Annotated in this window: 24 protein-coding genes; 13 read left to right on the forward strand and 11 right to left on the reverse strand. The window is 75.8% G+C overall.

Annotated features, from left to right (window positions below; all coding sequences use genetic code 11):
* Positions 1 to 44: 44 nt before the first annotated feature.
* The gene (locus tag VM95_RS24600; RefSeq protein ID WP_045700266.1) at positions 45 to 383 is read right to left on the reverse strand and encodes a GNAT family N-acetyltransferase; all 339 of its coding nucleotides are present in this window, start codon (positions 381 to 383) and stop codon (positions 45 to 47) included.
* Positions 384 to 449: 66 nt separating this feature from the next.
* The gene (locus VM95_RS24605; protein WP_045700269.1) at positions 450 to 803 is read right to left on the reverse strand and encodes a zinc ribbon domain-containing protein YjdM; all 354 of its coding nucleotides are present in this window, start codon (positions 801 to 803) and stop codon (positions 450 to 452) included.
* Between the two features lie 325 nt (positions 804 to 1128).
* Between VM95_RS24605 and VM95_RS24610 the strand changes: the two genes are divergently transcribed.
* The gene (locus VM95_RS24610) at positions 1129 to 2796 is read left to right on the forward strand and encodes a SulP family inorganic anion transporter (RefSeq protein WP_045700337.1); all 1668 of its coding nucleotides are present in this window, start codon (positions 1129 to 1131) and stop codon (positions 2794 to 2796) included.
* Positions 2797 to 2860: 64 nt separating this feature from the next.
* Here the strand turns inward: VM95_RS24610 and VM95_RS24615 are convergent, their stop codons facing one another.
* A complete protein-coding gene (locus VM95_RS24615) occupies positions 2861 to 3346 on the reverse strand; it encodes an FBP domain-containing protein (protein ID WP_045700271.1) in 486 nt (161 codons plus the stop codon).
* Between the two features lie 89 nt (positions 3347 to 3435).
* On the opposite strand from VM95_RS24615, the gene VM95_RS24620 reads away from it, so the two are divergent.
* Positions 3436 to 4005: a TetR/AcrR family transcriptional regulator gene (locus VM95_RS24620; RefSeq protein WP_045700273.1), complete on the forward strand. Its 570-nt coding sequence runs from the start codon at positions 3436 to 3438 to the stop codon at positions 4003 to 4005.
* A gap of 96 nt (positions 4006 to 4101) precedes the next feature.
* Here the strand turns inward: VM95_RS24620 and VM95_RS24625 are convergent, their stop codons facing one another.
* Positions 4102 to 4863, reverse strand: coding sequence for an SDR family NAD(P)-dependent oxidoreductase (locus tag VM95_RS24625; RefSeq protein ID WP_045700275.1), 762 nt, complete (start codon positions 4861 to 4863; stop codon positions 4102 to 4104).
* A gap of 114 nt (positions 4864 to 4977) precedes the next feature.
* Here VM95_RS24625 and VM95_RS24630 point away from each other — a divergent pair, with 114 nt between their 5' ends.
* Positions 4978 to 5553 carry a TetR/AcrR family transcriptional regulator gene (locus tag VM95_RS24630; RefSeq protein ID WP_045700277.1) on the forward strand — a complete coding sequence of 192 codons (576 nt, stop codon included), beginning with the start codon at positions 4978 to 4980 and terminating at the stop codon, positions 5551 to 5553.
* Positions 5554 to 5592: 39 nt separating this feature from the next.
* Here the strand turns inward: VM95_RS24630 and VM95_RS24635 are convergent, their stop codons facing one another.
* The 3 genes from VM95_RS24635 to VM95_RS42740 form a co-directional block, all read right to left on the reverse strand.
* On the reverse strand, positions 5593 to 6741 hold the full coding sequence (locus tag VM95_RS24635; RefSeq protein WP_045700280.1) for an AI-2E family transporter: 1149 nt from the start codon (positions 6739 to 6741) through the stop codon (positions 5593 to 5595).
* 57 nt (positions 6742 to 6798) lie between these two features.
* A complete protein-coding gene (locus tag VM95_RS24640) occupies positions 6799 to 7008 on the reverse strand; it encodes a hypothetical protein (protein ID WP_045700281.1) in 210 nt (69 codons plus the stop codon).
* Between the two features lie 80 nt (positions 7009 to 7088).
* Positions 7089 to 7265 (reverse strand): hypothetical protein, encoded by a 177-nt coding sequence (locus VM95_RS42740; protein ID WP_157882189.1) that lies wholly within the window; start codon positions 7263 to 7265, stop codon positions 7089 to 7091.
* Between the two features lie 283 nt (positions 7266 to 7548).
* Between VM95_RS42740 and VM95_RS24645 the strand changes: the two genes are divergently transcribed.
* The 10 genes from VM95_RS24645 (at position 7549) to VM95_RS24690 (ending at position 18895) form a co-directional block, all read left to right on the forward strand.
* Entirely contained in the window at positions 7549 to 7980 is a 432-nt protein-coding gene (locus VM95_RS24645; protein WP_045700283.1) for an STAS domain-containing protein, read from the forward strand.
* 13 nt (positions 7981 to 7993) lie between these two features.
* The gene (locus tag VM95_RS24650; protein WP_244178932.1) at positions 7994 to 8452 is read left to right on the forward strand and encodes an ATP-binding protein; all 459 of its coding nucleotides are present in this window, start codon (positions 7994 to 7996) and stop codon (positions 8450 to 8452) included.
* A 400-nt stretch (positions 8453 to 8852) separates the two neighbouring features.
* Positions 8853 to 9764, forward strand: coding sequence for a SigB/SigF/SigG family RNA polymerase sigma factor (locus VM95_RS24655; protein ID WP_052707546.1), 912 nt, complete (start codon positions 8853 to 8855; stop codon positions 9762 to 9764).
* Positions 9765 to 9979: 215 nt separating this feature from the next.
* A complete protein-coding gene (locus VM95_RS24660; protein WP_045700286.1) occupies positions 9980 to 10360 on the forward strand; it encodes an STAS domain-containing protein in 381 nt (126 codons plus the stop codon).
* Between the two features lie 144 nt (positions 10361 to 10504).
* Positions 10505 to 13867 carry a hybrid sensor histidine kinase/response regulator gene (locus VM95_RS24665; RefSeq protein ID WP_078860472.1) on the forward strand — a complete coding sequence of 1121 codons (3363 nt, stop codon included), beginning with the start codon at positions 10505 to 10507 and terminating at the stop codon, positions 13865 to 13867.
* Positions 13868 to 13944: 77 nt separating this feature from the next.
* On the forward strand, positions 13945 to 16302 hold the full coding sequence (locus VM95_RS24670) for a PP2C family protein-serine/threonine phosphatase (RefSeq protein ID WP_045700288.1): 2358 nt from the start codon (positions 13945 to 13947) through the stop codon (positions 16300 to 16302).
* 49 nt (positions 16303 to 16351) lie between these two features.
* Complete coding sequence (locus tag VM95_RS43790) at positions 16352 to 16804, forward strand: hypothetical protein (RefSeq protein ID WP_063773556.1); 453 nt, start codon at positions 16352 to 16354, stop codon at positions 16802 to 16804.
* 81 nt (positions 16805 to 16885) lie between these two features.
* Complete coding sequence (locus tag VM95_RS24680) at positions 16886 to 17314, forward strand: ATP-binding protein (RefSeq protein WP_052707547.1); 429 nt, start codon at positions 16886 to 16888, stop codon at positions 17312 to 17314.
* Positions 17315 to 17385: 71 nt separating this feature from the next.
* Positions 17386 to 18543 (forward strand): baeRF2 domain-containing protein, encoded by a 1158-nt coding sequence (locus VM95_RS24685; protein WP_045700291.1) that lies wholly within the window; start codon positions 17386 to 17388, stop codon positions 18541 to 18543.
* Between the two features lie 115 nt (positions 18544 to 18658).
* Positions 18659 to 18895, forward strand: a complete 237-nt coding sequence (locus VM95_RS24690; RefSeq protein ID WP_045700293.1) for a DUF6296 family protein — start codon at positions 18659 to 18661, stop codon at positions 18893 to 18895.
* Between the two features lie 57 nt (positions 18896 to 18952).
* On the opposite strand, the gene VM95_RS24695 is transcribed toward VM95_RS24690, so the two are convergent.
* From VM95_RS24695 to VM95_RS40620, 4 genes are all read right to left on the reverse strand, one after another.
* The gene (locus tag VM95_RS24695; RefSeq protein ID WP_078860474.1) at positions 18953 to 19972 is read right to left on the reverse strand and encodes a phosphotransferase; all 1020 of its coding nucleotides are present in this window, start codon (positions 19970 to 19972) and stop codon (positions 18953 to 18955) included.
* Positions 19941 to 20651, reverse strand: a complete 711-nt coding sequence (locus tag VM95_RS24700; protein WP_052707548.1) for a phosphoribosyltransferase — start codon at positions 20649 to 20651, stop codon at positions 19941 to 19943. The genes VM95_RS24695 and VM95_RS24700 overlap by 32 nt, the downstream gene beginning before the upstream one ends.
* Positions 20652 to 20706: 55 nt before the next feature.
* On the reverse strand, positions 20707 to 20901 hold the full coding sequence (locus VM95_RS24705) for a hypothetical protein (RefSeq protein WP_045700295.1): 195 nt from the start codon (positions 20899 to 20901) through the stop codon (positions 20707 to 20709).
* 109 nt (positions 20902 to 21010) lie between these two features.
* Entirely contained in the window at positions 21011 to 21748 is a 738-nt protein-coding gene (locus VM95_RS40620; protein ID WP_052707549.1) for an STAS domain-containing protein, read from the reverse strand.
* Positions 21749 to 21901 lie beyond the last annotated feature (153 nt).

Here is a 21901-nt window from a genome sequence, read left to right on the forward strand (position 1 = left end):
GTGGTGAACGGGTGGACGGGAGAGGCCTGTTGGTCGAGTCCGGGTCAGCGCAGGTGCGCGCGCAGCCACTCGGAGACCTCGGGGGTGACCGGGTCGGTGATGTCCGCGAACTCCTGGTGCTTGACCAGGAACTTGGCCACGTACGGGCAGACCGGCACGAGGCGCAGCCCCTTCGCCCGCACGTCGGTCAGCGCCTCCTCGACGAGGCGGCCGGCCAGGCCCTGGCCGGCGTACGCGTCGTCGATCTCGGTGTGGAAGAAGACGCGCTGCGCGTCGCGGTCGCGGTACTCGGTGAAGCCGGCGAGCTCGCCGTCGACGTGGATCTCGTACCGCTGCCGCTCCGCCGCGTTCTCGACGACGACGCTGCTGCTGGACGTGGACATGGGTCGCCTTTCGGTGGGGAACCTTGCGGTGAGGAACCTACCGTGCGGCGGGGAAGGCCGGTCCGGTCAGGCCTTCTTGACGACGCTGGACTTGAGCTGCATGGCGCCGAAGCCCTCGACGCGGCAGTCGATGTCGTGGCCGTCGACGCCGTCGACCAGGCGGATGTTGCGGACCTTGGTGCCGGCCTTGATCCCGGAGACGCTGCCCTTGACCTTGAGGGCCTTGACGACGGTGACGGTGTCGCCGTCGTTCAGCACGTTGCCGACCGCGTCCTTGATGACCCGCTCGCCCGGGCCCGACTCGGCGCCGGCCGCGGCGGGCTCCCACTCGTGGGCGCACTCGGGGCAGACCAGCAGCGCGTTCATCTCATAGGTGTACTCGCAGGAGCAGCGGGGACACGGGGGCAGGTTGTCGCTCATGCGATGAGAGTAGCCGACCTGCGGAAACGTCCCGGACCGGCGGAGTGCCCGGCAGGGTGTGCGCGGACGGCTCGGGGCGGTGCGTCGTCGCAGGTGGCGGGCGGTCTTCAGGAGTTTTCGAATCCATCAGATGACGAATGTGCAAGTTGCGAAATTCTTCAAGTCCGCACATGATGTGGGGCTGTCCGACCCGGTACGGGGCGCCCGAGACGGCCCCGGCGGGCCGGCGGGCGAGGAAAGGGTTCAGCGCATGGCAAGGGTCGTCCGGCAGCAGGTGGGGGAGCACGGAAGCCGTGGTCCGGTCGTGAGCGCCGTCCTGGGCCGGATGCGCGCCGTCCTGCCGAACCGGCGGATCCTCGCGACCACGGGGCGTTCGCCGCGCAAGGACCTGGTGGCCGGGCTCACCGTCGCGATCGTGGCGCTGCCGTTGGCGCTGGGTTTCGGGATCTCGTCGGGCGCGGGTGCGGAGGCCGGGCTGGCCACGGCCGTGGTGGCCGGGGCGCTGGCGGCCGTGTTCGGCGGGTCCGACCTGCAGGTGTCGGGGCCGACCGGTGCCATGACGGTCGTGCTGGTGCCGATCGTCGCCCGCTACGGCAGCGGCGGAGTGCTGACGGTCGGTCTGCTGGCGGGCGTGCTCCTGGTCGCCTTGGCACTGCTGCGGGCCGGCCGGTGGATGGCGTACGTGCCGGTGCCGGTGGTGGAGGGTTTCACGCTCGGCATCGCCGGGGTGATCGGCCTGCAGCAGGTGCCCGGAGCGCTCGGGGTGAAGAAGCCCGAGGGTGACAACCCGGCCGTCGTGGCGGCCAGGGCGGTGGTCGAGTTCGGGTCGGCGCCGCACTGGGCGGCCCTCGGGCTGGCCCTGGGGGTGGCGGCGCTGATGCTGGTGGGGGCGCGGTTGCGGCCCGCGCTGCCGTTCTCGCTGATCGCGGTCGTCGCCGCGACCCTGGTCGCCCGGTTCGCCGATCTGCCGGTGGCGACCATCGGCCACCTGCCGGCCGGGCTGCCGGCGCCCTCGCTCGCCTTCCTGGACGTCTCGGCCGTCCCCTCGCTGCTGCCCTCCGCCTGCGCGGTGGCGGCGCTGGCGGCATTGGAGTCCCTGATGTCCGCGACCGCCGCCGATGCCATGAGCCTGTCCGGGCGGCACGACAGCGACCGCGAGTTGTTCGGGCAAGGGCTGGCCAACCTGGCCGCGCCGCTGTTCGGCGGGGTCGCCGCCACCGGAGCGATCGCCCGTACCGCCGTCAACGTCCGCTCCGGCGCGGTCTCGCGCCTCGCCGCGCTCGTCCACGCCGGCGTGCTGGCGGTGATCGTCTTCGCCGCCGCGCCCCTGGTGGCCGGCATCCCGCTGGCGGCGCTGGCCGGGGTGCTGATCGCCACCGCCGCGCGGATGGTCGAGGTCGGCTCGCTGCGCGCGATCGGCCGTACCGGGCGCGGGGAGGCGGCCGTCCTGTTGCTGACCGCCGCCGCCACGCTGGCCTTCGACCTGGTCACCGCCGTGGTGGTCGGGCTGCTGGTCTCCGGGGTGCTGGCGCTGGCGGCGGTGGCCGGGGCGGCGCGGATCGAGCAGGTCCCGCTGCACGCCGACCTGCCGCCGGCCGACCACCACGCCGAGGAGCAGGCGTTGCTGGCCGAGCACATCGTGGCCTACCGGATCGACGGGCCGCTGCTGTTCGCCGCCGCGCACCGCTTCCTGCTGGAGCTGACCGAGGCCGCCGAGGCCGAGGTCGCGATCCTGCGGATGTCCAGGGTCAGCGCCATCGACGCCAGCGGTGCCACCGTGCTCGGCGACGCCGTCGCCGAGCTCCGGCGGCGCGGCACCCTCGTCCTGGTCTCCGGCATCCGCGACGAGCACCACCGCCCGCTCGACGCCCTCGGCGTCCTCGACGCGCTGCGCGCGGACGGCCACGTCTTCGCGGGCACCCCCGAGGCCGTCGAGCACGCCCGCGCGCACCTGCACGGGCGCCCGGCCTGCGCGGGCGTCGCCGCCGGGTGAGCCGGCCGCCGTCCGGCCGGGCGCTCGGGCGGGCGGCTCAGACGATCACGCGGTTCCGGGCGGCTCAGGCGGTGACCTTGGCGACGAAGGCGGCGAGGTTGGCCACCGTGCGCCGGACCTTCTCCTCCAGGCTCAGCGACTCGTGCAGCTTCGTCCCGACCTCCCGCTTCCCGCGCACGTACAGCGAGCAGGCGAGGTCGGCGCACATGTAGGCGCCGACCGAGTTGCCCTGCTTGCCGGCCGCCCCGGCACGCGGCGCGACCAGCAGCGAGACGCCGCCGGTGTGGGTGGTGACGCAGAGCGAGCAGATGCTGCGCCGGGCCTGCCAGGAGGCGGCGCCGGAGGAGCGCAGGGCGACGGCGACGGTGCGGCCGTCCAGCTCGGCGGCGAGGTAGGCGCGGTCGGGGGCCTGCGGGTCCCGCCAGCCGAGGAAATCCAGGTCCTCCCACGGCCGTTCGGCCAGGTCGCGGGGGACGTGCAGGCGCTTCGCCTCGCCCTTGGTGCAGTTCACGAAGGCGGCGCGGATCTCCGGTTCGGTCAATGGCTTCATAGGAGCCAACGTAAATTACCTAGGAGTATTAGGCAAACGTATAATGGCCTCAGGCGACGGACGTGACGGAAGCGGCGGAAGGGAACGGCATGGCGCGCGTGGGACTGAACGCGGAACGACTCGCCCGGGCGGGTGCGGAACTCGCCGACCAGGTCGGCTTCGACAAGGTGACGGTCTCGGCGCTCGCCCGACAGTTCGGCGTCAAGGACGCCAGCCTGTACTCGCACGTCAAGAACTCCCAGGACCTCAAGACCCGGATCGCGCTGCTCGCCCTCGAGGAACTGGCCGACCGGGTCGGCGCCGCCATCGCCGGCCGCGCCGGCCGCGACGCCCTCACCGCCTTCGCCGACGCCTACCGCGACTACGCCCGCGAGCACCCCGGCCGCTACGCCGCCGCGCAGCTCCAGCTCGACCCCGAGACCGCCCGGGCCAGCGCCGCCGTCCGGCACTCCCGGATGACCCGCGCCATCCTGCGCGGCTACCACCTCGCCGAGCCCGACGAGACCGACGCCGTCCGGCTGCTCGGCAGCACCTTCCACGGCTACGTCACCCTGGAGCGGGCCGGGAGCTTCCAGCACACCCCGCGCGGCACCGAGGCCACCTGGCCGCGCATCCTGGACGCCCTCGACGCGCTGCTGCGCAACTGGCCGAAGGCCTGACCCGCAGCCGGCGCATCGCCGCGACGCGCCGGGCGGGGGCGGTCCGGCCGGGTCGGCCGGGTCGGCCGGGTCGGCCGGACCGCCGGGCCGGCCGGCTCACACCTGGGCCATGCCGCCGTCCGCGAAGAGTTCGACGCCGGTGATGAAGCTGGAGGCGTCGCTGGAGAGGAAGACCGCGGCCTTCCCCATCTCGCGCGGGTCCGCGATCCGCCCGGTCGGGTTGCCCTCTCCCATGGCCCTGACGGCGGCGTCGACGTGGTCGGCTCCCTGGGCCATCGCCAGTGCGCTGCGCAGGGAGTCGGTGTCGACCGCGCCGGGGCTGAGGATGTTCATGCGGATCCCCGACCCCTTGGTGTCCTGGATCCAGGCCCGGACGAAGGCGCGGACCGCGGCCTTCGAGCCGCCGTACAGGCTCATCCCGCGCGGGGGCCGGATGGACGCGGTGGAGCCGATGACGACGACGGTGCCGCCGGGCGGCAGCAGCGCGAGCGCGGGTTGAACGGTGAAGAGGACGCCCTTGGCGTTGACGTCGAAGGTCCGGTCGAACTGCTCCTCGGTGATGGCGCCGAGCGGGGCGTGCGCGCCGATCCCGGCGTTGGCCACGACCGCGTCGAGGCGCCCGTGGCGCTCCTTCACCCGGCGGTAGGCGGCCTCCATGTCGGCGAGCTCGGTGACGTCGGCCACGATCCCCGAGCAGTTCGGCCCGATCACCGCGACCGCCTCGTCGAGCGCCTCCTGGTGCAGGTCGGTGATGACCACGTGGGCGCCGTTGGCGACGAACTCCTGGGCGATGCCCAGGCCGACCCCGGACGCGCCGCCCGTGACCACGGCGACTTTTTCCGCGAGCGGGAGACTCATGGGTTCTTCTCCTTGGAATGCATGCCCTAGAGTGGAAGTGGAGGCGCCTCCGGTTCCTTCACCATAAGTGGAGGCGTCGCCGGTTAGCAAGCTCGGGATGACAGGAGACCGCGGATGGTCCGGGAGACAGGGCGCCCGCTGCGGGCCGACGCGCAGCGCAATCGGGACAAGATCCTCTCGGCCGCGGTCCGCGTATTCGCCGACGAGGGACTGGAAGCGCACCTGGAGCGCATCGCCAAGGAGGCCGGCGTCGGCTCCGGCACGCTCTACCGCAACTTCCCCACCCGGGAGGCCCTCATCGAGGCCGCCTACCGCAACGAGCTGGTCCGACTGTGCGACGCGGCCCCCGACCTGCTGGCCGCGCTGGCCCCGCGCGAGGCCCTGCGCGCCTGGATGGGCCGCTTCATCGACTACGCGACCGCCAAGCTCGGCATGGCCGACGCCCTGCGCGCCCTCGTCGAATCCGGCGTCAACCCCTACGCCCGGAGCCACGAGATGATGACGGCCGCCCTGACCTCGCTCATGTCCGCGGGCGTCGAAGCCGGCACCGTCCGCTCGGACATCGGCCCCGCCGACATGTTCGCCGCCCTCACCGGCATCGCCCTCACCTCGGGAAAGCCGGAGCAGCGGGAGCAGGCCGAACGCCTCCTCGACCTCACCCTGGACGGCCTGAGCACCGACCGGCGCTGACCGGGCCGACCGGCGGTGGGACTCCGGGGCGGCCGGGCGCTAAGGATCGTGGTCCCGCAGTTCGCCGATGACCGCCCAGGCCACCGACACCACCGGGACCGCCACCACCGCGCCCAGCACGCCCGCCAGGACGGCGCCGCCGGTCACCGACAGCGCGATCGCCACCGGGTGGATCCGCACCGACCAGCCCATCACCAGCGGGTGCAGCAGGTGGCCCTCGATCTGGCCGATCACCACGATCAGGGCGAGCACCAGCAGCGCCACCACCGGCCCCCGGGTGGCCAGCGCCACCAGCGCCGCCACGGCCAGCGCGATCGGGGAGCCGATCAGCGGCACCAGCGCCGCCGCGAACTCCAGCACCATCAACGGCAGCACCAGCGGCACCCGCAGCACGGCCAGCGCGATGCCGACCAGCACGGCGTTGGTCGCCGACACGATCAGCACCCCGCGGGTGTACCCGGCGAAGCTGCGCCACGCGGCCCGCCCCGCCCGGTGCCAGACCGGGCGGGCGCGGCGCGGGAGCAGGGACTCCGCCCAGCGCCACATCCGGTCGCCGGAGTGCAGGAAGAACACCGAGCAGAACACCGCCAGCGCCAGCCCGGTGACCAGTTCGACCACCCGGCTCGCCTGGCTGATCGCCGTGTTCAGCAGCGCCGTGCGGTGCGCGGCGACGAACGAGCCGATCTTCGCGCGCAGGTCCGTGACGGTGCCGGGCCGCAGGTGGAAGGGGGCGCCGGTGAGCCAGTGGTCGATCCGGCCGAGGCCGCCGCGCAGCTCGGTGCCCAGTCGGCTCCACTCGTCGGCGACGGTCGTGCCGACCAGCGCCAGGATCCCGCCGACCAGTGCGCCGGCCAGCAGGAAGGAGAGCAGCACCGCGAGCGAGCGGGGCAGCAGCCGGGCGAGCAGGTCCACCAGCGGGCGCAGCACGGAGGTGATCACCAGGGCGACGAAGACCGCCACGACCGGCAGGACGAGCCGCGCCAGCACGTCGACGGCCAGGTACGCGGCCACCCCGAGCAGCAGCAGCCGCCAGGTGTACCCGGCGGCGGTGCGCAGCCCGGGCGGCACGTGGTCGTCGGCCGGCACCGGCCGCCCCCGGTGCGGCGGCACCGGGGACGGGCGGCTGCCGAGCGGCCGGGCGCGCCGGGGGCGGCGGGCCGGGCGGCGGCCGGGTCCGTTCGTCGTCACGGACGACCTCCTTCGCGCTCGGCCCGACGCGGGCGCCGATCCGACTCGCGCACCGGCTCAGTCGGGCGGCTCGTGCGGCTCCGGTTCGTGGGCCGGCTCGGTGTGCTCCGGGGCCGGCCCTTCTCGATCGTCCCGCGTTTCCGGCTCCGGCGCCGGGCCGCCCTCGCCCGCCGTCCGCGACTCCGGCGTCTCGACCGGGACCGGCGGGTCCTTGGGGACGGGCGTGGCCTGCGGCTCCTGCGGTTCGGGCGTGTCCTGGTTGCTCATGCGTCCAGCCTCCGGATCCGGTTGCGGGGTGGGCCGACCGCCCGGCGGCCGTACGGGGACGGACGGCCGCCGGGCGGGCTTCAGCGCCTCCCCCTGTCCTCGCGCCGCTCCTCCGCGGCCCGTTGCAGGTCGTCGTTCATCTCCCGGGCGCGTTCCTCGGCCTCGTCCTGGCGGGCGTCCGCGCCCTTCCCGGCCTTGTCGCCGGCCTTCTCGCCGGTCTCGTCGGTCAGGCCGCGCATCTGCTCCTCGATGCCCATGGCGCACGCTCCTCCCGGCGTTCGGTGAGGGCGAGGTCCGCCCCGCGCGGCGTGTGCCCGGGACGCGGAGTTCCATGCGCGGCCCTCCGACGCGCCCCCGGGGAGCGGCCCGGGTGTGGCCGCGGCGCGGGTGGGCAGACGCCGCAGTGGACGACCGGCCCGCAACGGCCCCGTCCGCGCCCGGGACCGCCGGGCGACTCCGGCCGTCCGCGCGGCGGGCGGAGCCGCGCGGCATGATGGTCGGGACGGCAGTCCGCCGTCCCGAGCGGACCGGGAGCGTGCCATGCCACGGCCGACCGAGGACCCCGGCGACGGGGCGTTCGAACCCGGGGGGCTGAGCGTGACGGTGGTCGACGAGGGCCCGGTGCGGGTCGTCACGGTGGTCGGCGAACTCGACCACGACACCGCCGACGGGCTGCGCGCGGCGCTCGCCGAGCCGTTGCTCGACGGCCTGGACCGGATCCTGGTCGACCTGGACGGCCTGCGGTTCTGCGACTCGACCGGCCTGAACATCCTGCTGCGCGCCCGGCTGGACGCGGACGCGGCGGGGTGGACGCTCGAACTCGCCGCGCCGCGCCCCGCCGTGGCCCGGCTGTTCGCGATCACCGGAGCCGACAGCGTGCTGCGGATCCACCCCGATCGCGCGACGGCGCTGGGCCCGGAGAAGCCGACCGACCCAGGGGAGTGGCCCGGCCCGAGCGCCGGTCCGCAGTGAGAGGAGGCGCGGAGTGGACCCCGTCGCGAGCGTGCCGCTGCCGGACCGCGGGCAGACCAGGCGGCTCGCGCTGGCGGGCAGTGAGGGTGCCGTGCAGCTCTGCCGCGACTTCAGCCGGCGGGCCCTGCTGTCCTGGCACTGGCTGCCCGCCGTCGACGAGGAGCAGCAGGCGGTCTCGGAGGACGTCCTGCTGATGGTCTCCGAGCTCGTCACCAACGCGTGCCTGCATGCCCCCGGCGGGCCGCGCGAACTGCGGCTGCACTGGGACGGCGACCGGCTGCGGGTGGAGGTCGCGGACGCCAGCCCGGTGCCGCCCCGGCTGCGATCGAACGCCGACCCGGCCATCCCGGGCGGCCACGGCCTGCGGGTGGTCGACCGGCTCGCCCGGGCCTGGGGCTCGCTGCCGGAAGGGGGCGGGAAGCAGGTCTGGCTGGAGGTGCCGTCGCCGCTGGACCGGCACTTCCCGCGCTGAGCCCCGCAGGCCGGGCCGATCAAGTCGGGCCGCTCAAGTCGGGCCGGTCAGGCCGGGCCGGGCTCCGGTTGGGGCGGCGGCGCCGGATCCGGGTCCGGGAAGGGCTCGGGCCGGGGGAACGGCGGGATCGGCGGGGGCTCGGGGTGGGGCTCCTCGCCCGGCCGTGGTCCGGGACGGGGGTGGGGGTGGGACGTCGGAACGGACATGACCTCGCCCTCCTCGCTCGCCGAGGCTGATGCGCGAACGCGTGTACCCGTCCGGAGGCGGGGCGAATCGTGCGGTTCATCAGGAACCCGGCTGATCGGGAGGATTCGGGCGTCGGTCACCGCAGGCCGGGTAGAACACCCTTGCGGCGGTCGTCCGTGACCGGCCCTCCGCCGCGTTCCCCGGAAGCACGACCATGACCCCCGACCTCGAAGCCCCGCCCCGCTCCGGACCGGCGCAGAGCCCGCCGCCCGGCGTCCCGCCCGGCGTGCCCCCGCGCCCGAGCGAGGCGCAGCTGCGGGGGATGGGCAAGGCCGAGGCCCGGGAGCTCAGCGACGCGTTGTTCCGGCGGCTGGCCGACCTGCCCCGGGAGAGTCGCGCGTACAGCTACGTGCGCGGCACCGTCATCGAGCTCAACATGCCGCTGGTGCGGTTCATCGCGGCCCGCTTCCGGCACCGTGCCGAGGACCTGGAGGACATCCTGCAGGTCGGCACGATCGGCCTGATCAAGGCCGTCGACGGCTACGACCTGGGCCGCGGCGTCGAGTTCGTCACCTACGCGATCCCCACCATCGCCGGCGAGATCAAACGGTTCTTCCGCGACACCTCCTGGCCGGTGCGGGTGCCGCGCAGCGTGCAGGAGCTCTACCTGACGGTGGCCCGCGGCTCCGACCGGCTGGAGCAGGAGCTGGGCCGACTGCCGCGCCCGGAGGAGATCGCCGAGGACCTGCACCTGAGTGTCGAGCAGGCCACCGAGGGGCTGCTGGCCGGGCAGGTCTACCGCCCGAGCTCCCTGGACGCGCTGCGCGAGCACGACGGCGAGGAGGCCGGCAGCGCCCGGCTCGACCGGCTCGGCGCCTGCGACCCCGCCCTCGAACTCGCCGACTTCCGCACCGCCGTCCGACCGCTGCTCGCCGAGCTGCCCCGCCGCGAGCAGACGGTGCTCAAGCTCCGGTTCTGGGACGGCTGCACGCAGTCGCAGATCGCCGAACGGATCGGTGTGTCCCAGATGCACGTGTCCCGGCTGCTGGCCGCCGCCCTGGGCGGGCTGCGCGAGCGGCTGGAGGACCGGGACGCCCCGGGCTGGGGCGACCCGTCCGAAGCCTGAGCCGGCGGACGCCCGAGCCTGCCGAAGCCCGACCCGTCCGAGGCCTGACCCGCCGGAGCCTGCAATCCCCGAAGCCCGAAACCGCCCGAACCCGGGCCCGCACCGCCGCGGGGCGTTTCCGGACCGCCCCAGTGGACAGCCGCCCTGGTGGGGCCGTTCGCCGGTGGGAGTCCTCCCACCCGGCTGGCCCTCCCTTGGCGAGAGGAGTCGGGACGATGTCACGGCGCTCACCGAAGTCCCCGCACCGGACCTTCGACCACGCCGACGTGCCCGGCGGATTCAGCGTCGAGGTGTCGCCCTGGGCCGAGGGCACCGTCGTCTCCCTGTACGGCGAGCTCGACCTCGACTCGGCCGCCGAGCTGGACGGCGTCCTCGCGGCGGCCCTCGGCGAGCCCGCCACCGTCGTCGTGGTCGACTGCGCCGGGCTGGAGTTCTGCGACTCCACCGGGCTCAACGCGCTGCTGCGCGGCCAGGCCCGGGCCGAGGCGGACGGCAGCCGGATCGAACTGGCCCGCCCCCGGCCGCTGGTGCTGCGGATGCTGGAACTCACCGGCGCGACGGACGCCTTCCGGATCCGGGACACCCTGCCCGCCTGAGCGTCGTCCCGCCCCGGCCGATCGCGGGTGTCGCCCCGCGGCCCGCGGTGGCACAGTGGGAACAGGGGCGGCGGTCCGCTGCCCCGGGCCGGGCGTTCCGGCGGACCGGGCCCCGGCCGTACGGCGATCCGGACGGTGGCACCGATGGACGAGCACCCTGCCGAGGGGCAGGCCGAGCAGGCGCTGCGCCCGCTGCTCGCCGGGCTCACGGCCGTCCGCGACGGCGACTTCCGCACCCGGCTGGACCCGGGCCGGCCGGGCGTGCTCGGGGAGATCGCCACGGTCTTCAACGGGATGTCCGACCAGCTCGCGCGGGTCACCTCCGAGGTGACCCGGGTGGCGCGGGAGGTCGGCACCGAGGGGCGCCTGGGCGGGCAGGCGCTGGTGCCGGACGCGACCGGGACGTGGCTGGACCTGACCGAGGCCGTCAACGCGATGGCCGGGAACCTCACCGGGCAGGTGCGCAACATCGCGCAGGTGGCCACGGCCGTCGCCGAGGGCAACCTGACCCGCAAGATCGACGTGGACGCGCGCGGCGAGATCCTGGAGCTGAAGACCACCCTGAACACCATGGTCGACCAGCTGTCGTCCTTCGCCGACGAGGTCACCCGGGTGGCGCGCGAGGTCGGCACCGAGGGCATCCTCGGCGGCCAGGCCCGGGTGCCCAACGTCGCCGGCACCTGGAAGGACCTCACCGAGAACGTCAACTTCATGGCGCACAACCTCACCAGCCAGGTGCGCAACATCGCCCAGGTCACCACGGCCGTCGCCGAGGGCGACCTCACCCGCAAGATCGACGTGGACGCGCGCGGCGAGATCCTGGAGCTGAAGACCACCGTCAACACCATGGTCGACCAGCTGTCGTCCTTCGCCGACGAGGTGACCCGGGTCGCCCGGGAGGTCGGCACCGAGGGGCGGCTCGGCGGCCAGGCCCGGGTCGAGGGCGTCTCCGGCACCTGGAAGCGCCTCACCGAGAACGTCAACGAACTCGCCGGGAACCTCACCCGGCAGGTCCGGGCGATCGCCGAGGTGACCAGCGCCGTCGCGGCCGGGGACCTCACCCGCTCGATCAGCGTGGACGCCTCCGGAGAGGTCGCCGACCTCAAGGACAACATCAACGCGATGGTCGGATCGCTGCGCGACACTATCCTCGCCAACCAGGAGCAGGACTGGCTGAAGACCAACCTCGCCCGCTTCTCCGCCGAGGTCCAGGCCCGCCGGGACATCCAGGCCGTCGCCGAGCTGATCACCGACGAGCTCACCCCACTGGTCGGGGCCCAGTACGGCGCCTTCTTCCTCGCCGAGGAGACCACCCGCGGCGCCGAGCTCGTCCCGATCAGCGTCTACGGCCGGCCCGCCGAAGGGCTGCGGGAGCAGCGGGTGCGGCTGGGGGAGTCGCTGGTCGGCCAGGCCGCCCGGACCAGGCGGCCCATCGTGGTCGACGAACTGCCGCCCGGCTACGCGACCGTGGCCTCCGGAGTCGGGGCCGCCGACGCCCGCTCGCTGGTCATCCTGCCGATCGCGCTGGAGGAATGGCTGCTCGGCGTGCTGGAGTTCGCCTCCGTCCACGCCTTCACCCAGGTCCACCGCGACTTCCTGGAACAGTTCGCCGAGACCTGCGGCGTCAACATCGGCAACCTGCTCGCCAACGCCCGCACCGACGAACTGCTCGGCGAATCCCAACGGCTCACCGCCGAACTCCAGGCCCGGTCCGAGCAGTTGCAGGCGGGCCAGGAGGAACTCCAGCGCTCCAACGCCGAGCTGGAGGAGAAGGCCGGACTGCTCGCCGAGCGCAACCGCGACATCGTGGCCAAGAACCTGGAGATCGAACAGGCCCGTCAGGAACTGGAGGAGCGCGCACGGCAGTTGAGCCTCACCTCCCGGTACAAGTCGGAATTCCTGGCCAACATGAGCCACGAGCTGCGCACCCCGCTCAACAGCCTGCTCATCCTCGCCCAGCTGCTCAGCCAGAACGCCACCGGCAACCTCACCCCCAAACAGGTCGAGTACGCGGGCGTCATCCACTCCGCCGGCACCGACCTGCTCCAGCTCATCAACGACATCCTCGACCTCTCCAAGGTCGAGGCCGGGAAGATGGAGCTGACGCCAGAGCCCTTCGCCGTACGGGAGTTGCTGGAATACGTCGAGTCCACCTTCCAGCCGCTCGCCGACCAGAAGGGCCTCGCCTTCGGAGCCATCGTCGGGCCCGGCGTCCCGGACCGGCTCGTCACCGACCAGGCCCGGCTGCGGCAGGTGCTGCGCAACCTGCTCTCCAACGCCGTCAAGTTCACCGACACCGGCCGGGTCGAGCTGCGGATCGAACGCGTCGGGGCGCCCGGGCTGCCCGCCGAACTCGGCCGGGCCGAGGCCGCGGTGGCGTTCCACGTCGAGGACACCGGCATCGGCATCGACCCCGCCCACCTGGACGCCATCTTCGGCGCCTTCCAGCAGGCCGACGGCTCCACCGGCCGCCGCTACGGGGGCACCGGCCTCGGGCTGTCCATCAGCCGGGAGCTCGCCCGGCTGCTCGGCGGCACCATCACCGTCGTCTCCACGGCGGCGCAGGGCAGCCGCTTCACGCTCTACCTGCCGGTCACCGAGACCGGCCCGGAGGCGGCCGACGACCCGGCGCCGGAGGACGGGCAGCCGCGGACCGAGCCGGGGATCCTGGTCGTCGAACCCGACCCGCCCGGGCTGCTCACCCTGCTCGCGCGGGCGGCCGCCGCGTCGGTGGGCGCGTCGGTGGGCGCGGCCGAGCCGCCGGGCGCCGCCGACCCGCCGGGTGCCGGCGACGCGCTGCCGGTGCCGACGTCGGTGCCGGTCGAGAGCGTGGCGGACGAGGCCGGGCTGCGCGCCGCGCTCGCCGCCGCCGGGCCCCGGCGCGTCGTCGTGCTCGACCTCGCCCGGGCCGGAGCGCTCGCGCCCGTCCTGCTCGACGCCCGCCCGGACGGCACCCCCGTGCTCGGCTACCGGGCGGACGGCACGCCGGACGCACCGCCCGGCGTGGACCTCGTCCGGGGGCTGGACGACCTGCGGGAGCGCGTCGTCCAGCTGCTCGCCGGTCGGCGGACGGCCGCACCCGCCGCCCGGCCCGCGCGCCACCGGCCCGCCGGAACCCTCGCCGGATCCCTCGCCGGACGGACCGTCCTGATCGTCGACGACGACGACCGCAACGTCCTCGCGCTCGCCGCCGCACTCGAACAGAGCGGCCTGACCGTCCTGCGCGCCGGCGACGGCCGCAGCGGACTCGACCTGCTGCGCGCCCACCCCGAGACCGACCTCGTCCTGATGGACGTCATGATGCCCGGCGTCGACGGCTACGCCGCCATCCGGGCCATCCGCGCCGACCGGCGCTTCGCGCACCTGCCCGTCATCGCCGTCACCGCCAAGGCGATGCCCGGGGACCGGGACAAGAGCCTCGCGGCGGGTGCCGACGACCACGTCGCCAAGCCCGTCGACACCACACGGCTGCTCGACCGGATCCGCCACCGGCTGGACTCGCCGTGAGCGGCGGACCCCGTCCCGAAGCCGACCCCGGGCGAGACCCCGAACCCCGCCCGGGACCCCGCCCGGGTAGCGGGCCGGTGGAGGAACGGGGGCACAAGGCCGACCCCACCGCCCGGGCCCTCGCCCTCACCGTCCGCCGACTCCAGGCCGCCGCCGCCCGGGCCCGCGCCGAGGCCCGCACCCGCAGCCTCGTCGACCTGGCCACCGGCATCCTCGCCGAACGGCTCGGCGTCCTCCCCGTCGAAGCCGCCGCCCAGCTCGCCCGGCTCGCCCGCGAGGCCGGCGTCCCGGTCGCCACCCTCGCCGCCGACCTCGCCCGCCGGCCCGGCGAGGAACCCGACCCGGCCGCCGCCGCGCCCCCGCCGCCCGTCACTCCCGCGGCCGCCGAACCGGCGGCCGCCGCCGTCGAACCCGACCTGCAGCAGGCCGCCGAAGCCGTCCTGGAACAGGTCGGGGCCGCGCTCGGCGTACACGCCGTCGCCGTCTGGCGGCGCCTGCCGGGCGGCGCCCTCGCCCTCGCCGCGCACGCCGGACTGCCCGCCGCCGAGGCCGCCGCCTGGAGCCGCGTCCCGCCCGGCGTCGCGACGCCCGCCCGGCGCGTCGTCGGCGGCGACTCGGCCGAGCTGTGGCCCGGCGACCCGGCGGGCGCCGGGCCCTCGATCGGCCTCGGCATCGGCACCGGCACGGGATCCGGCCCCGACAGCGGCACCGCCCGCGCCGTCCTGCCGCTGCTCGACGGCGGCCGGTGCCGCGGCGCGCTGGAACTGCTGTGGCCGGGCGCCGCACCCGACCTCGCCCCGCCCGACCGCCGCCGGCTCCGCGCCCTCGCCGACCTGTGCGCCACCCTGCTCGCCCCGACCGGGAACACCTCGCCGCCCGAGGACGTCACCGACGTCGTCGACGGGCTGCTCACCCCCGCCCTGCTGCTGGAACCCGTCCTCCACGGCGACACGGTCGCCGACTTCACCATCCGCCGGGCCAACACCCGCTTCCGCGACCCGCTGGGCCGCACCCGCGACGCGCTCGAAGGCACCTCGCTCCTCGCCGCCTACCCGGTCGCCGCCGCCGGCGGCCTCTTCGAACAGCTGCTCCGGGCCCACCGCACCGGCACCCCGCTGCCCGACGAGACCGTCCCACTCGTCCTGAAACACAGCCGGTCGGCGACGCCCGCCACCGCCCGGCTGGCGATCGCCCCGCTCGGCGGCCTGCTGCTGGTCGAATGGCGGCTGGAGACGGACCGCGCCGCGCCCGGCGACGACGAGGCGGCGCTGCTGCGGCTGGCCCAACGGCTGGCCCGCGTCGCCGGATTCGAGGAACACCCCGAACACGGCCGGATCCGCTGGAGCGACGGCCTGCGGGACCTCTTCGGCCTGCCCCCGGGCGCCCCGGCCGTCCCGCTCTCCCACCTCGCCCGGCACGCCCACCCCGACGACGAACCCGCCGTCCGCCGCCTCGTCGACACCGTCCGGCACCGCCACCGCGCCGCCTCCGCCGTCTTCCGGCTCGCCCGGCCGGGCGGCAGCTACCACTACACCCGGGTCATCGCCGAGCCCGTCCTCGACGACGAGGGCGGACTGCTCGCCATCCGCGGCGCCTACCACGACGTGTCCGCGCAGCACTGGACGGAGGTCGCCCTCGGCGCCACCCGGGAACGACTCGCCGACAGCGAGCAGGAGTCCGCCGAACGCGGCCAGCTGGCCCTGCGCCTCCAGCAGGCCATCCTGCCCGCCGCCCCGCCCCCGCTCGACGCCACCGGCCTGTGCGCCGCCGTGCGCTACCGCCCGGCCGCCCAGCGCGACCGGGTCGGCGGCGACTGGTACGACGTCCTGGTCCTGCCCGACCACCGCGTCCTGCTTGCCGTCGGCGACGTCGCCGGGCACGGCGTCGGCGCGGCCACCGGCATGGTCGCGCTGCGCCACGCCCTGCGCGGCCTGGCCGTCACCGGCGCCGGGCCCGGCCGACTGCTGGCCTGGGTCAACACCGTCGCCGTGCGCGAACCCGGTCAGGTCACCGCCACCGCCGTGTGCGCGCTGTTCGATCCGGCCACCGGCGAGCTGCGCTGGGCCCGGGCCGGCCACCTGCCCCCGATCCGGCTCGGCGCCGACGGCGCCCACGTGCTGCCGCTGCCGCACGGCGTCCTGCTCGGCGCGCTGGACGACACCGAGTACGAGGAACACGCCGCGCGGCTGACCACCGGCGACGTCCTGCTGCTCTACACCGACGGCCTGGTGGAGCGGCGGGACCGGCCCGTCGAGGAGTCCATCGACCAGCTGATCCGGACCGCCGGCCCGCCCGGACCGGACCTCGAACGCTACCTGGACCGGCTGCTCGACCTCAGCCCCGCCGACACCGAGGACGACGCCTGCCTGATCGCCGTCCGGGTCGAACGGGCACCGGTCCGCCGCAGCGCGTTACGACGGGGGCCGCCCGGGTAGGCGCCCGCGAGGTGGAGGGGGACGGAACCGGGACGGAAGGGGACTTCCCATGGTGCTGCTAGGACTCCTGCTGCTGGCATCGTCCGGCGCCTTCATCGGGCTGCTGATCGCCGACAACCTCTCCGGCGGGCCCGAGTACCAGGTGACGGTGCTCGGCAACGACCTGGTGAGGCTCGACAGCCTCGGCATCTTCCTCGCCGGCGTGGCCCTCGCCCTGGTGTTCTGCCTGGGCCTGGCGATGATCGGCGCCTCCCGGCGGGCGGTGCGCCGCCGCGGCGTCCCGGTCCGGGCGGCCGAGCCGGTGGAGCGTCGCGCGCCGCTGTCGGACGAGGTGCCCCGGACATCGGCGCGATCCCGCGAACCCCTGCGGGACGACGTGCCGCTGCCGCCGGGCGACGCGCGGCCGACGGCGGAGGAGCGGGCCGCCGAGCAGGGCGGACGGGAGGCCGCCGTCCGCCGCGCGCCGAGGTGGCGCCGGGGCCTGCACCTGTTCGGGCACTGAGGCTGGACCCGTGTTCGGGCACTGAGGCTGGACCCGGCCCGAGCCGCCGGGTGAGGACGGGACCGAAGGAGGTGCGGTCGGATGACCACCGGAGCGCGGCCGCACGCACCGCCGCGCTCCTCGGCATGGCCGTGGGCCCGCCGACTGCCGCTGACCGCCCGGCCCGGCTGCGTGGCCGAGGCGCGCTCCTGCACCCTCGGCTTCCTCGCCGACGTGCCCGATTCGATGGTGGTCGCCGACGCCGTCCTGCTCGTCTCCGAACTCGTCGGCAACGCCGTCCGCCACACCGGCGCGCCCCGCTGGCTGCTGCTCATCCGCGCCCCCGGCCTGCTGCGGATCGAGGTCGGCGACGCCAGCCCCCGCCCCCCGCTGCCGCGCCCGCCGCAGGGCGCGGAGCAGGAGGGCGGCCTCGGCCTGTTCCTGCTGAACCGCCTCGCCCTGTGCTGGGGCTGGCGCCCGAGCGGCCCGGGCAAGGTCGTCTGGTGCGACCTGCGGCTGCCCGCGCCCTGACGCCCGCCCGGGGTGTTCCGCGCCCGGGGCGGGGTAGGCGCGCGGACGAGCACCGACCACGGGAGGCCGCCATGCAGCTCGCTCTCCTCACCCCCCTGCTCGACCGTCCCGGCCCCTGGGCCTCCGTCTACCTCGACACCTCCCGCGCCACCGAGGACGCCGCCCGCCGCCGGGCGCTCCTCGACCGCACCGCCGTCCAGCGGCTCGCCGCCCTCGGCACGGACGAACGCACCTGCGCCGCCGTCCGCGACCGGCTGGCCGCCGAACCGGCCGCCGACTCCCCGCCCGGCCGGGCGCTGTTCGCCGCGGACGGCGAGGTCGCGCTCGACGTCCCGCTCGTCGCGAGCCCGCCCGACGCGTCGGCCGCGTGGGCCCCGCTGCCGCACACCGCCCCGCTGCTCGACCTCCTCGACGACGCCGCGCCGCGCTGCCTGGTCGCCGCCGTCGACCGCACCGGCGCGGACCTCGAACGGTACGACCTCGGACGCGCCGCGCCGCTCGGCAGCGTCGAAGGCCGGCCGTGGCAGGGCCGCGGCCACCGCGCCCCGCCCGCCGACCGCCACGAATGGCACTACCGGCACCGCGTCGAGGACGCCTGGGAGCGCACCGCCGCCGCCATCGCCGACCACCTCGGCCGGACCTGGCCCGACAGCGGCGCCGACCTGCTCGTCCTCACCGGCGACACCCGCGAGCGCCGGGCCGTCCACGAGCGGCTGCCGCTGCACCTGCGGGCGCGCACCGTCGAGGTCGACGGCGGCGGCCGGGCGGACGGCGTCGACCGGGCGGCCTTCGGCCGGCGGATCGGCGAAGCCTGGACCGCCCACCGGCGTCGGCACCTGGACGCGGCGCTGGACGCCTTCCACGCCGGCCTCGGCCGCCCCGGCGAACACACCACCGACAGCAGCGGCACCGACACCGCGCCCGGCGCGGCCGCCCTCGGCATCCCCGCCGTGGTCACCGCCGCCCGGCAGCACCAGCTGGCCACCCTGCTCCTCCAGACCGGCGGCCACGACCCGGAACGCCCGGTCTGGACCGGGCCGCAGCCCGAGCACATCGGCGTCCAACGGGCCGAGGTCCGCGGCATGGGCGTCGGCCACCCCGAGCAGGCGCCCGCCGCCGACGCGCTGCTGCGCGCCGCCGCGGCCACCGGCGCCGAGGCGCTGCTGGTGCCCGAGGCCGCGGACGGCCCGCCGGGCGGCCTGGGCGCGGTGCTGCGGTGGTCGGAGTGACCGCCGGGCGACCGCTGGTGACCGAATCCGGGTCGATGACGGTACGTGTACAACTGCCGGGGTGGGGAGGAGAATCGGTGGTACCGGGCGGGGTGATGAAGCAGGAGGCCAGGAGATGAGCAGCCTCGAACGCCGCTACGCGGTGACCCTGCCGGGGAAGGTGGCCGGCCACGGCCCGCCGACGGTCGTCGTGGTCCACGCCACCGACGCGCTCGGCCCGGGCGGCACGTTGGTGTGGGAGAGCACGGACGGCGAGTTCCGGGTGGAGATCTCGGGGGAGGTCGCCACCGTCCTCGCGACGCCCGACGCGCAGCTGCGGCACCCGTGCCTGTACGCCGTCGAGCTGCCCTGAACCAGCTTTATGGGGAGGGCAGTTGACGGTCCGTCGCGGTGCCCGGGCCGGCCGGGCCTACCCCGCGCCGCCGGCCCGCCGGAAGTGGGCCAGCACCCGCTGCAGTGCCGCCCGCCCGGCGGGCCCCCAGGTCGGCTTGCCGCCCGGCAGCCCGTGCAGCCCCGCCCGCCCGATGCCGAGCAGCATCAGGGCGCGCAGCACGGCCCAGCCCCGGGCGCGGCGGACGGTCGCCTCGGCCGCGTCCCGTTCGTCGGCCGGCTGGGCGGCGAGCCAGCGTTCGAGGCACGGCCGGTCGGCGCCGGCCGGCAGCAGCAGCCAGGCCGCCGCGAGGTCGCCCGCCGGGTCGCCGGCGCCGAGGGCGTCGAAGTCGACGATCCCGCCGAGCGCCCCGTCGACCACCACGACGTTCGCCGGGTGCAGATCGGCGTGCAGCCAGACCGGCGGGCCGGCCCAGACCGGGGCGGCGACCGCGTCCTCCCACACCGCCCGGAGCTCCTCGGCGCGGATGCCCGGCGCCAGTTCGTGCAGCTGCTCCTCGAACGCGGCCAGCCGCCGCTCGAAGTCGGGGGTGACCGGGGCGAGCGGGCCGCCGCGCGCCCCGGCCCCCGGGGCGTCGGCCGGGGCCGGCCGGTGCAGGGCGAGGAGGAAGTCGGCGAGCACCTCGGCCGAGCGCGGCCCGTGCTCGATGGCGATCGGCGTACGGTCCGCAGGATCGCCGGGCACCCAGGAGAGCACCGCCCACCGGTACGGGTAGCCGGCCCCCGGCCCGCCGGTCCGCCGCGGCTCCGGGACGGGCAGCGGCAGCCGCGGCGCCAGCTCCGGCAGCCACCGGAGCTCCTTGCGCAAGCTCACGGGCGTGTCCTGGTCCCGCGGCATCCGCAGCACGTGCTCCTCGCCGAGCCGCCACATCCGGTGGCCCCAGCCGCCCTCCACCCGGCGCAGCGTCAGCTCCGCGAGGTCCGGGTGCTGTTCGCGCAGCAGGGCGCGCACGGTGTCGGCGTCGACGTCGATCCGGCCGCCGGCACGTGGCGTCGGGTCAGGGGCTTCAGTGGCTGCGGTCTGCGCTGGTGTGTCCATCGGCAGCGACCCTACCGCGCACGGCCGTTGCCGGGCCGAAGCCGTGGCGGCGCAGCAGCAGGGCGGCCTCGCGGTCGGTGACGTCGTGGAACTCGCCGTACCAGGGGCCGGCGGCGTGCGCGTACAGCGGCAGGTGCAGGCAGACCAGGGCGTCCACGTCCCGGCGCAGCTCGTCCGCGATCCGCGCGTCGCACACCGGCGCGGCGAGGAGCAGGCGATGCGGGCGGTCGCCGCGCAGGGCGCGGACGGCGGTGCGGGCGGTGAGGGCGTCGGTCAGGCCGTCCGAGACCAGGACGGCGGTGCGGCCCCGCACCCGCAGCGGCGCCCGGCCCTCGCGGTACAGCGCCTCGCGCCGGTGCACCTCGGCGCGTTCGCGCTTGAGGCTCTCGCCGAGCTCCAGCGGGGTGACATCGAGGTTCTTGAGGCAGTCGCGGTCGAACAGCGGCGGGTCGCCGTCGGCGACCGCGCCGACCGGCTGGTCGTGCCCGCGCACGTTCAACGGCCGTACCACCGTGGCGTCCAGCGGGGCGCCCAACTCCTCGGCGAGCGCGGCGGCGACGAGCAGCCCGCCGGGGGCCAAGCCGAGGACGACGACCCCGCCGTCGCTCCGGCCGTCGATGAACGGGGCCACCGCCTCGGCGAGTTGGCGTCCGGCGGTGATCCGGTCGGGGAATTTCACGGGTCCGTCCTCCTCCTGTCGTCAGGGCCTCCCGGCAGCGGTCACTCGGCCGCGGTCACTCGGCCGCGCCGAGGGCCCGCGCGCCGGGGCAGTGCGGGTCGGGGCAGGGCTCGGGCTGCCAGGCGCCGGCCCGCGGGCCGTCCAGGGCGACGGCCGCGCCGAGGATCCAGCAGCGCGGGTGTCCGCAGACCGGGCAGGGCTGCGCGAGGGCGCGCGAGGGGGCGGGGCCGGAGGCGGGTGTGGTGGTCATCTCGGTCGCTCCTGACAGATCGGGCGGGTGGGACGCCCGCGCCGCCGCGGGCGTCCCACCAGGGCGTCTGCCCGGATCAGGAGGATCCTCACGCACCGGACCGCGGCGGTCAGCGGGCGCGCAGGGCGTGCTCGCACTCGTGGCAGCGCCGGTCGGCCAGCGGGGGCGGGTACCACGGCTCGCCCGGCCGGGTGGGCCGGTAGTGCGAGTGCTCCATCGGAGCGCTCTCCAGCCCGCAGAGCGTGTACGGCTGCGGGTCCTCGGGCACGTCCGGATCGGCACCGGCGGCGTGCACCGCGAGCACCGCGGGCCCGACCCCTTCCGGGCCGAGCTCCCGTTCCGGCTCCAGCTCGAAGAGCACGACGATCGATCCCATGCGTCGAGGCTCGGGCACCGCCGCCGCCCCCACATCCGGGGTGGGCCGTCCGGGGCGGGGATCACCCGCGGCCGTGACAGCGTCCGCGCGGCCGTCGTGGAGGGCCGCGCGGACGCTGTCACGGACGGTGAACAGCCGGTCGGTGCCGGTGATCTCCAGGAGCCGGCCGACCTGGGGCGGGAGGGCGACCAGGACCAGCCGGGTGCCGGCCAGTGCGGCGCCCTGGTGGGCGGTGACGAGGGCGTCGAGTCCGGCGGAGTCGCAGAAGCCGACCCCGGCCATGTCGAGGACCAGTTGGGACGGACGGTTCCGTGCGGCGCGTGCGAGGGCGTTCTCCAGCCTCGCCCGCTGGCGGTTGTCGACCTCACCTTCCAGGCGGCACACGACGTCCGTCGCGGTCGCCAGCACGGTGATGCGCAGGGCGGGCCCGAGGGCGCTGCCCGCGCTCGTCGGGATGGCGCGTCTGGACACGAGCGGGCTCCCTCCTCCGGGTTCCCTCCTCGTGAGGAAAGCTGTCCGCCGGGCGGCTGCCCGGTTGCGGGTGCGGCAATCACCCGGTGGCGGGGTGCGCCCGATTCCTCCCGACACGGGCGTTTCGATTGGTCGACTCCGGGCAGTGGCGCG

Source organism: Streptomyces rubellomurinus, assembly GCF_000961885.1.
Lineage (GTDB): Bacteria > Actinomycetota > Actinomycetes > Streptomycetales > Streptomycetaceae > Kitasatospora > Kitasatospora rubellomurina.